The 11,983-nt window shown below is 44.7% G+C and carries 11 protein-coding genes and 1 riboswitch; of the genes, 4 read left to right on the top strand and 7 right to left on the bottom strand.

Annotated features, from left to right (window positions below; genetic code table 11):
• Nucleotides 1–7 precede the first annotated feature (7 nt).
• The 4 genes from AB4Z29_RS00780 to AB4Z29_RS00765 all read left to right on the top strand — a co-directional run bounded on the left by AB4Z29_RS00780 (nt 8) and on the right by AB4Z29_RS00765 (nt 5,570).
• On the top strand, nt 8–1,588 hold the full coding sequence (locus AB4Z29_RS00780) for a lipopolysaccharide biosynthesis protein (RefSeq protein ID WP_441941265.1): 1,581 nt from the start codon (nt 8–10) through the stop codon (nt 1,586–1,588).
• A 50-nt stretch (nt 1,589–1,638) separates the two neighbouring features.
• Nucleotides 1,639–3,945 carry a right-handed parallel beta-helix repeat-containing protein gene (locus AB4Z29_RS00775; protein ID WP_441941264.1) on the top strand — a complete coding sequence of 769 codons (2,307 nt, stop codon included), beginning with the start codon at nt 1,639–1,641 and terminating at the stop codon, nt 3,943–3,945.
• A gap of 119 nt (nt 3,946–4,064) precedes the next feature.
• Complete coding sequence (gene galE / locus AB4Z29_RS00770; RefSeq protein WP_441941263.1) at nt 4,065–5,132, top strand: UDP-glucose 4-epimerase GalE; 1,068 nt, start codon at nt 4,065–4,067, stop codon at nt 5,130–5,132.
• A gap of 176 nt (nt 5,133–5,308) precedes the next feature.
• Nucleotides 5,309–5,392: riboswitch (cyclic di-GMP riboswitch) on the top strand.
• 16 nt (nt 5,393–5,408) lie between these two features.
• Nucleotides 5,409–5,570 (top strand): hypothetical protein, encoded by a 162-nt coding sequence (locus tag AB4Z29_RS00765; RefSeq protein ID WP_441941262.1) that lies wholly within the window; start codon nt 5,409–5,411, stop codon nt 5,568–5,570.
• Nucleotides 5,571–5,582: 12 nt separating this feature from the next.
• On the opposite strand, the gene AB4Z29_RS00760 is transcribed toward AB4Z29_RS00765, so the two are convergent.
• From AB4Z29_RS00760 to AB4Z29_RS00730, 7 genes are all read right to left on the bottom strand, one after another.
• Complete coding sequence (locus AB4Z29_RS00760) at nt 5,583–5,912, bottom strand: helix-turn-helix domain-containing protein (RefSeq protein WP_183557337.1); 330 nt, start codon at nt 5,910–5,912, stop codon at nt 5,583–5,585.
• Nucleotides 5,913–6,224: 312 nt separating this feature from the next.
• Nucleotides 6,225–8,021, bottom strand: coding sequence for an ABC transporter ATP-binding protein (locus tag AB4Z29_RS00755; protein ID WP_441941261.1), 1,797 nt, complete (start codon nt 8,019–8,021; stop codon nt 6,225–6,227).
• Nucleotides 8,022–8,089: 68 nt separating this feature from the next.
• Nucleotides 8,090–8,539 carry a lasso peptide biosynthesis B2 protein gene (locus tag AB4Z29_RS00750; RefSeq protein ID WP_441941260.1) on the bottom strand — a complete coding sequence of 150 codons (450 nt, stop codon included), beginning with the start codon at nt 8,537–8,539 and terminating at the stop codon, nt 8,090–8,092.
• Nucleotides 8,502–8,819, bottom strand: coding sequence for a lasso peptide biosynthesis PqqD family chaperone (locus tag AB4Z29_RS00745; protein WP_441941259.1), 318 nt, complete (start codon nt 8,817–8,819; stop codon nt 8,502–8,504). Before AB4Z29_RS00745 ends, AB4Z29_RS00750 begins: the two co-directional genes overlap by 38 nt.
• Before the next feature lies 1 nt (nt 8,820).
• Nucleotides 8,821–9,753, bottom strand: coding sequence for an aldolase (locus AB4Z29_RS00740; protein ID WP_441941258.1), 933 nt, complete (start codon nt 9,751–9,753; stop codon nt 8,821–8,823).
• A 99-nt stretch (nt 9,754–9,852) separates the two neighbouring features.
• Entirely contained in the window at nt 9,853–9,978 is a 126-nt protein-coding gene (locus AB4Z29_RS00735) for a paeninodin family lasso peptide (RefSeq protein WP_183558449.1), read from the bottom strand.
• 27 nt (nt 9,979–10,005) lie between these two features.
• Complete coding sequence (locus AB4Z29_RS00730) at nt 10,006–11,943, bottom strand: asparagine synthase-related protein (protein ID WP_441941257.1); 1,938 nt, start codon at nt 11,941–11,943, stop codon at nt 10,006–10,008.
• Nucleotides 11,944–11,983: the final 40 nt, after the last annotated feature.

The raw sequence follows: 11,983 nt of genomic DNA, 5'->3' as shown, positions 1-11,983 counted from the left end.
GATTCACATGAGGGTAAAAAGCTCATTACTGAACATTTCTGCCGGACTTGGCAGCCAGCTTGTTATTACCATATTGAGCTTTGTGTCAAGAACGGTCTTTATTAATAGTCTGGGTATCGAATACTTAGGCGTCAATGGCTTATTTACGAGCATACTAGCTATGCTGTCGCTTGCAGAGGCTGGAATTGGCTCCAGCATTATTTATAATTTGTATAAGCCCGTCGCTGAAAACAATAGACCTAAAATATTGGCGCTCATGGACTTATACAAGAAAGCGTATCTGGTTATTGCGGGGCTAGTTATGCTTCTGGGCCTGGGAGTCATGCCTTTTCTTGATTTAATCATCAAAGAGACAAGTGTTGCAAACATATCTATCATTTACCTGCTGTTTCTTGTAAATACCGCAGCCCCCTATCTGTTTGTCTATAAACATTCCTTCCTGAACGTCAATCAGAAAAATTATATCGTCACCTCGATCTTCTCGGTATCGTCTATCGTATCCACCGGGTTGAAGATCGCTATTTTGTTTTATACCGAGAACTATATTTTATATTTGATTGTAGAGAGCTTCTTCTCGATCATCACTTCGGCATTTGTCGTTTTTCTAGTAAACAAAATGTACCCTTTCCTTAAGGAAAAGGTGAAAGCAAAGCTGGACCCCGAAACCAAAGCAAATTTCATCAAAAATATGAAAGCCATCATTTTGCAAAACGTAGGCAATTATTTTATTTTCGGAGTAGACAGCATACTGATCTCCACGTTTGTCAGTATTACGGCCGTCGGGCTTTATTCGAACTATAAAATGCTTATTGATATTTGCCGGACACTGCTTAATCAAGTGTTTTCCAATATGTACCATAGTCTAGGCAATTTGATCGCGAAGGAAAGCTCGGATGCTGTATATCGCATATTCAAGATTACGTATCTGCTTAATTTCTGGCTGTATTCGCTTCTATCCATCGGTCTTTATTTGCTGGTTGAGCCGCTTATCACCTTATGGCTTGGGCAGGAGTTTGCTATGACTAATGCCATTTTGCTTGTATTGGTCGTGATGTTCTATGAGCGGGGAATGAGGAATTCGCTGAGCGCGGTGAAATCGACTGCAGGTATTTTTCATGAGGATCGATTCGCACCGATTATACAAGCAGTCATTAATTTAGCCGTGTCATTAATTCTAGTTCATTATTTGGGTATATTAGGCGTATTTATCGGCAGTATTGTGAGTGCGATAGCCGTACCATTCTGGTATACGCCTTTGCTTGTTTACCGCAATGTGTTCCGGCAGCCCATTTGGCAGTACTACAAGAGCTATCTGCTCTATACATTATTGGGTATAACTGTATGCATACTTGTTGGTTTTATCAATAGCTTCCTTCCATCCTCGACCTTTCTATGGCTTGCGATGAAGGGACTCGTATGTGTGGTTATAGTCAATTTGATCTATGTCATCGTGTTCTATCAGACTGAACAATTCTACTATTTAAAGGCGATATTTATTGGGCTATTGAACAAAATTCCAAAGCTTCGCGTACGATTAAGGAAGCCGGAACAAAGCCGTCAAAGCCTGGAGGCTGGCGGAAACAAGTAACCTTTTACTGACAAGCTACATACGATAGCAGTAAAAGGAAGGTGAAGGCTATGACTCAGCATACGTCTTACCGCTTAGAGCTTGACCGGTTTAATGTTAGCAACACGGGACGGAATCCAGCAGAAACGACTAAGGGAATTAATGATGCACTCGTTTGGGCCAAGCAGGAGGGCTATTCTCATGTTGTGCTTCCAAGCGGAACCTTTAGTGTCAGGTTAGATCCGGGGACGCTTATCGCTATTAAGATGCAAAGCGGCATGCATTTAGAATTAGAGAATGGCTGTGAAATTGTTTTAGAGGCCAATTCTTCGCCCAACTATTCCATTATCGATATGACAGCGATTAAGAATGCGAAAGTATCCGGAGGGAAGCTTGTTGGCGATAAGAAAAATCATGTTTACGAGATTTTTGTGAAGTTTGCTAGAGGTGGAGTGAATGCGGACGGTACACTGAATAACGATCCTAAATGGATACGCAGTGAAGTAATCGATCGTTACGCCAACCCGGGACTACTGACAAATTTCCGGCTTTGGACTATTCCAGGTGTTAGCGCTTCTGCCTTTTCCTTCTATCAATACAAGGATACGGTTTCCAAAGCAAACTTGACGGGCTTTCGCACAAACGGTGTTTTTGCACCAGCAGGCAGCGCGGGAAGAGGCTGGTTCCTTAACGAGGATAACGACGTCAGCCGGAATAACAAAATGATATTTGCGATTCCTTTAAGCGCACCACTTACGGATGCTGCAATATCCCAGATTCAAGCGAAGGTAGATAATGCCTACTATACGCATGAAAGCGGTCACGGTATCGGCGTGTTTGGATCCAATTTTATTGAAGTATTCAATATCGAAATTTCAAATTGCGTCGGTGATGGTATCATAACCGGCTGGGAGAAGTATCAGCTCGATCCTGCGGCTTATTCGCAAGAGCAGATGGGGCAGCATATCCTCATTCATGATTGCCATATCCATCACTGCAGAAGACAAGGCATATCGCTTTGTGCTTCTAACGATACGCATATATTCCGAAACAGAATCCATCATATCGGGTTTGATGATGACGGAGTGACAACAAACTTTAGAAACGGCACGCCGCCGATGTTCGGCATCGATATCGAATCAATGTACTCGGAGACTAACATTCCAATCAAATCGGCTGACCGTCCGAATGGACTGGAGCTGAATTACCGCATTCGGCTATGGGATAATTATGTTTATAGCAATGCTCGGGGGCACTTCGTTAATTCCGATGGAACGGATATTACCTTAGAGAACAACACCTTTGAAGGTGCGAATGTAGGCGGCATAAGCTCTAACCCACTATTTCCATACGTTAAATATGTGAATAATACATTTATTGGATGCGAGCTATGGGTGCAGGGCGACAATTTCGTAAACGGTGCAGTCATTCAGAATGGAAATTTAAGATTGGCTGATGTAAGAGGCGCAGTCGTTCAAAACTGTAAGATCATCAATGGTTCCGTCCATGGCTCAAGCTTATACGGTTATTTCGGCTCGCCAGTTGTCAACGCTGCCACTGGAACCTTCACTTTCAAAACCGCACACGGAATGGGCAATGGCGCACAGGTATCCTTTGAGCAGTGGATCGGAAAAGTGCCTACTGGCATTAGCGTGGATAAGCTGTATTATACCGTCAACGTATCGGTGCTAGGTTTCCAGGTTTCTGAGTCGCTGGGAGGCTCACCGGTAGCAGTGAAAGACGTCGGGGAAACAGGTTTTCATGTGGCCAGATTTAATTATGGCAGATGTTATTTATCGAATATTACGGTAGAACGGGAATGGCGTAAGGATAACGCGCTAACGCCGAACTTTAATCTGCTTGCTGCAGGAGCGGTTATCAAAAACATCATGATTAAGAACTATGATATGGCGGTACTGGTTCCAGCCGATTATGCAGGACGGCCAAATATTATCGATGGACTTACTATGATTGAAGGATCTGCTAGATTCGAAGGCTGCCATATCAGCGAAAGTGAGTTTATGAGAGCAAAGACGCCTGCACTGGGGAGCACAGACATCCAGCTAGGCTCCAATGATGCGAAATATAAGAGACAAATCACGCTGCGTAACGGATTGTTTCACAACTTAGGTCTTGTTCTCGATGGGAATGCGACTGTGACAGGCACTTCCTTCTTGAATGCGGCAGTTGGCAAATCAGACAATGCGAACAAGGCCGTAATTGCACAATCGTATCTAGAGAATAGTAAATTAAATTTCAACTGGCTGCGGCAAAATCATTCGGTTACGGTTGCAAAGTCCGTTTTCAAGGGAGTAACGGTAACAGGCACAGCCCCTTATATAAGGCTGGTGGATAATACCGATTTAGGAACGCCTTAACAGGCTGATAAAAAAATCCCTGGAGAGGATCTACGCTGCAGGGTATATTTTTGATATAATGTTCTTAATAAAGAATATTAAAGTATTTTATAATGAACAATTGGAGAGGGGTTAATGAAATGGCCATTTTAGTAACTGGCGGGGCAGGTTATATTGGAAGCCATACCTGCGTAGAGCTTTTGGAAGCGGGATATGAGGTTGTCATTGTCGATAATTTGTGTAACAGCAGCCGAACCTCATTGGACAGAGTTGCTGAAATTACGAAAAAGGATTTTACATTTTATGAACTGGATTTGCTTGATCGGAATGGACTGGATACGGTATTCGCTAAGCATGAAATAGAAGCAGTCATCCATTTCGCTGGTCTTAAGGCGGTGGGGGAGTCGGTTCGCTTGCCGCTCTCCTATTACCATACTAATCTTACAAGCACGATTGTATTATGTGAAGTAATGAAAAAACATGCTGTCCATAAGCTTGTATTCAGCTCGTCGGCTACCGTTTACGGCCTTTCGGAGCAGGTGCCTATCTCGGAGAACTTCCCGCTTGGCGCAACTAATCCATATGGGTGGACGAAACTGATGCTTGAGCAAATTCTTCAAGACCTGGCTGAATCAAATGAGCAATGGGGAATATCGATACTAAGGTACTTCAATCCGATTGGCGCGCATAAAAGCGGTAGAATCGGCGAGAATCCAAACGGTGTACCGAACAACTTGATGCCATATATCGCGCAGGTTGCGGTAGGTAAACGGAAGCAGGTTAACGTATTCGGCAGTGACTATCCAACGCTTGATGGAACAGGGGTTAGAGATTATATCCATGTCGTGGATCTAGCTAAAGGGCATTTGAAGGCAGTGGAGAAGATTATGCAGAAATCGGGGGTAGATATTTTCAACCTCGGAACGGGACGGGGCTATAGCGTGCTTGAGATGATCGCTGCATTCGAGAAGGTGTCCGGCAGAGAAATCCCGTATACGTTTATTTCACGGCGAGCTGGAGATATTGCAATATGCTATGCGGATACGTTGAAAGCAAATAAGGAATTGAAGTGGGAAGCAACAATGGGAATAAATGAGATGTGCGCAGATTCCTGGCGGTGGCAATATATGAATCCAAACGGTTTTGATGAGAATGAACATGATGAATCAATGGAGAAATCGCTAGACTACATAAGCGCAGCGCAATAAAAAGCATCGAGCCTATACATTCCGATCGGATTGATTTTTGAATCTAACAGATACCATTTCATTTAACAAACCTTAATAAGTTTCGACAAAAGTTGTAAATATCCATCAATATTGTCGGACACGAAGCGACAGCATACGCGAATAGGATGATCTATAATACATCTATAAGTGAATGACAAGCATAGGGAGACGTTGAAATGCGTTTAGTATCTGGGCACCTTAAACGCATGGAGTCAGTGGTGCAACCGCCCCAATTCGAATGGGGGATATGTGATAATGGCACTAGTAAAATCAGATCATAATCATGACTTAGATATGGAATGGGTAGATTTAATTATGAAGGCACGTGCATTAGGGTACAGCAGGGAAGATGTTCAGAAAGCGATCCTCGTTCTGAAAGAAAGCAGCAAGGACGACATTCAAGATACAGCAGTGTAAACTAGCAACGGTTTACTCGCGTTTGATCTTCCATTTATTGAATTCTAGAAATTCTTTGAATTGATCCTTGCTTACGCCGGATGCCATCGCTTCTCTTACGAGATCGGCCCACTCGAGATCAAGGTTCTCTGACTTTTGCTCAGACTGGTCACTGTTGAGAAATTCTTCTACGGGAACCTTAAGTACCGCTCCTACTTTTTCAAGAAATTGAATGGAAGGGTTCTGTTGAAGGCCGCGTTCAATGGAGCTTAAATAAGATTTCGCAACACCGGCTCTTTGTGAAAGCTCAGTCAATGATAAGCCATTTCTTTTGCGCAGCGCTTTTATGCGTTCTCCGATCATAACTAACTCCTCCGTCATTACATCGTTGTAGACTAGACCTTATTATAACGAATTATTAAGGATAGCGAAAGCTTTTTAGCCGCCACTTATGTATGATATTGGATATTCACATAGGAATATTATGAAATAACTTTTTAGACGCTCCTCAAGCATAGCAAAAGGGCTTACCCGTCGGGTAAGCCCTTTTGCTATGCTTGAAATATAGGGAAGATATGCTTAGGCTATACATTCTCTATATTTCTCAGAATGAAACGCGCCGCGCCGCTAAAGGACGGCGATAGCCGTCTCACCTTGGTTGCATCGTATACATATCTATGCGCTGGCCACTGATTGATTATGCAGCAGACTGCCGAACAAACTGCTTGAATCGGCGGCTAACTTGTGGTATTCGCCCTGCTCCACTACCGCTCCTTGATCAATGACGATCACTTGATCCGCTTGCCTTATCGTCGATAACCGATGGGCAACCACGATGATCGTCATCTTTCCTTTTAAGCGCTCGATCGCTTCTTGAATTTTTTTCTCGTTTTCCGTATCAAGCGCACTGGTAGCCTCATCCAATATGAGAATAGACGGTTTGCGTATAATAGCTCGCGCAATAACGATGCGCTGGCGCTCTCCACCTGAGAGCCGGATACCTCGATCTCCAATAATCGTATCAAGCCCCTCGGGAAGCTTATGAACAAATTCGGCAGAGGATGCGAATTGCAGCGCCTCCCACATCTCATCGTCCGTTGCATCAGGCTTTACCATATAAAAGTTTTCCCTAATGCTCGCGTTAAATAAGAAGGGATCTTGCGCTACGTAGCTTATGGACTGGCGGAATGCTACTAATTGCTTGCTGTCGATCGGAATGCCGTCTACTAATATTTGGCCGGCCTCAGGCTGCATTAATCCCATAATGAGATCTATGAGCGTGCTCTTGCCAGCTCCTGATGGGCCTGCAATGGCCGTCATCTGATTGGAGGGAATAAATAGGTTGATATTATGCAGCGTACAGGCGTACTCGTCTTGGTTATATCGGAAGCTGACATTACGGCATTCAATTCCATGCGCAATCCGTAATGCTGCATGTTTATCATGGTTTAAATCGAGCTGTTCCGCTGAATGACCGCATTCTTGCTGTAGCAGTATCAGCGCTTTGCAAGCAGGGATCATGGAAGAAAGCTGCTCCAAGGTAGATTGAATACTGGTGAAACGCGGCCATAAGCGTGCGAAAATAACGGTAATAGTCAAGAGCTCCATGCTTTGCGTTTTGAATAGTTTGTACGAGACCAATATAAAACAAGAAATGAGCAGCGCAGAGGTTAATTTATAAACGAGCTGGGAGTTCATTCTGAGCCGTACATAAGATATTTGTTCCTGCATCATGCCTTTTGTCAAAGCGGATAACCAGTTTAGGCGCGAAGCCTCAAGCGTGTTGCTTTTAATATCCTTCATGCCATTTAATTGATCGGTTATTCCCGCAAGATAGCTTTGGGACAGCTGCGAGGTTTGGTTGCCGAGCTGCTTGGCTTCTTTGATGAATTTTCTAGAGAAGACGCCAAGAACAATGCCGCAGCCTAAGACGAATAAGGTGAGCGTAGGGGAGAGCAAGAATGCGATTCCGATTTGGATCACTGTGAAAATAAGAGAAGTTATGAGCTGCAGAGACAGGTTAATGGCACCCAGCACTCGGGCAAGCTCAATGGTCAATAAATTGATTAGGTCGGATGATCTTTTTTTTAAGAAAAAAGACCAATTAGATTGCAATAAGGAATGATAGGTTTCATAGCGCAATTGTCTGCTGTAAAGCTGTTGGATCTCGACGTTGCGAATAGATACTTTTCTCTGGATTAGGTTTTGGACAAATACGATCATGACGTAGATTCCCAGAATGATCATAAGAGACAGAGTCGGCGAGAGGTCCTGCATATAAGCAGAAAGGGTTGAAAAGTAGCTATTATCAATTTCGAGGCTTACGATTCCGATTAGACCCAGCATCGGAATTAATAATAGAATACTGATGCTCTCCAAAAAGCTGGAGATCGTCATTCCGAATAGATTTACATATAGGGCGGTTCCAGAGAAACGATTCAAGCGCTTCATAAAATGCAATATATAGTTCATTTCCTTCTCCTTTCGGGAACTGCCGATAACAAACTTAGCTTCCTCCCTGTTGAGTCCGAGGAGAAAGCTCAGCTTGCTTTCTTTGCGAATTTCTGTACGACAATGAATTTTTCCATGACATCCGCCCCTGTTATATACAAGGGACCGCTCCGCAGCCAAGCATGAGCGATTAGCTTTCCCTCTTCATCCTTAGCCGTACCGAGATAAAGAGTGCTGTCGAGCTTCCTGCGCTCAAGCATCTTCGAGCCGGCAATTGCCTTTACCAGGCACTTGCTCTCCCAGAACGTGTATCGGCTAACCACCATCAGAGCTTGTGATATACGCTGCAGCTGTCGCAAATCCGCAATACCAGCGTGATGTGCTGTTTCTTCGGTTTTGTCGCCGAGCTTTGGCGCAATGGCGGCGAATGGTCTGAACATGAGCACGCGTGCCCATGCCAAGAATAGATAAGACTCGCAAAACAAGAGAAAAGTATGGCGATCAAGTGCCGCTATTAACTTTAGTTTCTTGAGTAACAAGAACGAGACCTTCTTTCCTCATATGATTCAAAAAAGCAATCACCTGCTGTTCACATTCCGTTTGATCCACGTCATATTCGGACAATAGTCGGTCTACAATTTCTTGAACAGAAATCTTCTCGCCAAGAAAGTCCCAGATGCGGCCGCCAGTCGTTCCCAGATTGTAATAGTTGCCGTTTCGAATGCTGAGCATTACTTTCTCGCCGCCCATGTCGCTTACGATATTTTGCTCGCAGCTTACGATCATATCGCTGAATGTGATGGATTCTGTATGTATCATTTCATAATTCCTCCTTGGGGATGGTATTCAATAATAAGGCAGCAAGCTCATGCGCGCTGAAATAAGTAGATGATCTTTGCAATTGGTTCATATCGATTTGATTGATAAAGCGTGCAAGCGTCGTGAAATGCCAGCCTTGTAGATTCATGTGCTCGAGTAGGAAATTGCGAAAGGTATGCCTAAGCAGCGTTTGGAAACGAACAAGGCCTTGTATGGGTATGATCGCTGTATGAGATTCTGTTTTTACGAGTTCAAAGATACCGCCGAGAGGCAGCGCTTGGCTGCAGAAATGGGAGGCTACCGGAACTGCGAATTTGGTTTCCCTGTCAAAAAGCGGCTGAAAGCGGTCAGAGCTCATGCCAAGGCGGTCGATCGTTTCCTGCCACATTTTCTGCTGCGGATAGGAAGGAGATACGACGGGTACGTTGTTATGGCTCAGTGACAGCGGTATTAGATCGTCGCTTAATAATTGATAGCCTTTTTCGAGCAGAATGGATGCAAGGGTGGATTTGCCAGCCCCTGATTCACCAAGGATTGCGTAAGCTTTCCCGTTAATGGCAATTGCACTTCCGTGCAGCGGGAGGATTCTTCTTTGCAATAGAATGATACCCATGCATGTGCCAAGGATATACAAACGTATTTTATCTTCATTGAAGCCAGTGAACGGTGAAACGATGATGGAATTTCCATTGCTCATACAGAATATGCCGGTATCAGGAACGCGGATGAGCACCCCATGTTCTGTAACTGCAAAATATTCGTTAGAAGAGGAAGCGGAGCTCCAGTGTGCTGTAAGATCCATACTGGTGACTTGGACGGCATGGTCATCACTCGCGAAAGACTCGATTAGAGGGGGGAGTTCGGGCAGTGGAATATAGCTGTCGATACGGAAACCAAAGGAAAAATAGCTGTTCTTGTTTAAAGTTTCTACCATGGGTATCACTCCGGATCGTGATGCGAAATTTGGGGTAAGGTGCCTACTTGTAAAGATAGGCACCCGTATTCTAAGTATGGAAAGCGGATGGATATGAAACTAGCTGAAGTTGATAATTTCAGTTGGATCGGGTTGAACCGCATCAGGTGTCGCGAGCCCTGGTCCAGCCATCGTCATATTGACATTAAGCACTTCCAAAGCAGGTTGTTGCCACGCTTTTTTCACTTGGTTTTGCATAGAAATCACCTCCCTTCAAGCTTGTTTTTTAATAAATCGGCGAAAAATAAGACTGCGCATCAATATTCGGAAATTGGTTTCAAAGACATTTTCCGGCCGCGGATTTTTTTCGATGGCGGCTAGAGCGCGTTTCAACTCTTTAATATTGAGGTACTCAGAAACGATAGGGTCGCTTACGACATGCTTCAGCTCATCGATTAGAATATCCCATGAGGGAAGCATTCGGTGTAGACCGTCCGCACCTTGTATACCGCGTACCTTTTGGTTTAATCTAATATCTTCCGGCAAATAGTTTTTGGTGGAGCGCCGCACGAGTGAACGATCAAAACCGTTTTGTACGAATTGCTCCTCGGGTACGGATAAACAGAAACGTATGACGCGTAAGTCATTCGTTGCATCGCGTTCCCACACCGAATAGCGAAGCGATTGCTTGCAGCCGACGGTACCTGTAATATTCCAGTAATAGAGCATTTCGAATTGTTTTCTGCGTACCTCGTATACATCCTGGAAAGGGTTTCCCCAGAAATCATAGCCATGCTGCTGAAGCCGTTCATAAACATTCGTTTTTCGCGCAAATTCCGGATTAATCAGATCTGGGAGCTCGGGCTCGCTGTTGGCAGCCATGAACTTTGCCATCTTTGGAAAAGCTTTTTTTCCGACGATCGGCAGGATGCGCGATTGCTTGACGCCTAGCTCTTTGCTATAAAGGCGGGACTCCTTGGCGAACTGAATCAGCTTCAGCTTGCGCAGCAGGCTTGCTTGATAATCGAGTGCTGGCCCCCATGAGATCGTCCAGTTGCCGCGGCTGCCCGTAAGAAGTACACCGAGGTTCTGGGCATGCGCTTGCTGATAGATCCCTTTGACCCAATAGGAATTCTCGTAGAACTTATAGGGCGTTTCCATGATTTCAAGCCATTCATCAATTTCAGTAAATGGGTTTTTATCAGGAAAATTCAAATATTGCTCATTGATGTTGCCTACATGATTGACAGTGGATTGAATATTGAAGCGTTCATTCGCGATCCGGCTCTTAGGCGTCCAGTCATGGAAGTCCTCAAGGGGAACGTAGCTGAACGTATGCAGTTTTTTGTTCTGCTCGCGCAGTGCTTTGGCGGCGAAGCTTACGACAGAGCCGGAATCGAGCCCGCCGCTTAAGTTAGCTCCAACCTGGCGATGTGTACGCAGCCGCGATGTGACAGCGGTTTGAAATACATCTCGGAAAGCTTCTTCATATTCTTCGTTCGATTTAAGCTTGATCTTGCGTTCGCTAACCAAGGTGGAATATCTCGAAAACTTTAGCTCGCCATTGCAAACCGTGAAGGAATGCGAAGGCGGAACCTGGCCTATATTTTTGTATACGGTAGTGAATAGATCAACGGCTTCTGTCGTAATCGGAATCGCGAGGAACTCGGACATCCACTGCTCGTTAAGCTGCTTGTCTATCCCAGGGATGGACAACAACGGCTGAATAACGGTTGAGAAAGCGAATAGGTCCCTCGTCTTTGCGTAATACAAGGTGCGGCTGCCGGAGAAGTCTCTCGCTCCAAACCATGTGCGATTATGCTCATCCCAGATGACGAAAGCGAAATCACCGATCAAGTGTTTGGGAGCCTCTCTGCCCCACTTCTGATAGGAAAGGAGAATTAAAGCACTATCTGTCATATCCTTGCGGTCAAATGTACTTACTTGAAGCTTTTCAAAAAGCTCAGGGCGATTGTCGATGATGGCATCGGCAGTAATGGCAAGACCGCTTGAAGAATCATAGTAGGGCATTGTTTCGCCTACGGATTCAGGAGTAATCCATTGTGCATGGCAACCGAGAAATACGCTCTCTGCATGCCAAGCGTCGATATGATCGGCAGGATAATGCTGCAGATGCTCCAGCATATGCACGCCAAGCTGTGGAGCTATAGGTTCATGATTGAGATGGCTGATACCGACGATGGCGCTCATTGTTTCCTCCTGTCGCTTGTCAAGCAAAAAACGGATAAAT

Origin of the sequence: Paenibacillus sp. 2TAB23 (genome assembly GCF_052115165.1) — a bacterium.
Classification (GTDB): domain Bacteria; phylum Bacillota; class Bacilli; order Paenibacillales; family Paenibacillaceae; genus Pristimantibacillus.
This window is presented reverse-complemented; position numbering and strand designations above follow the sequence as displayed.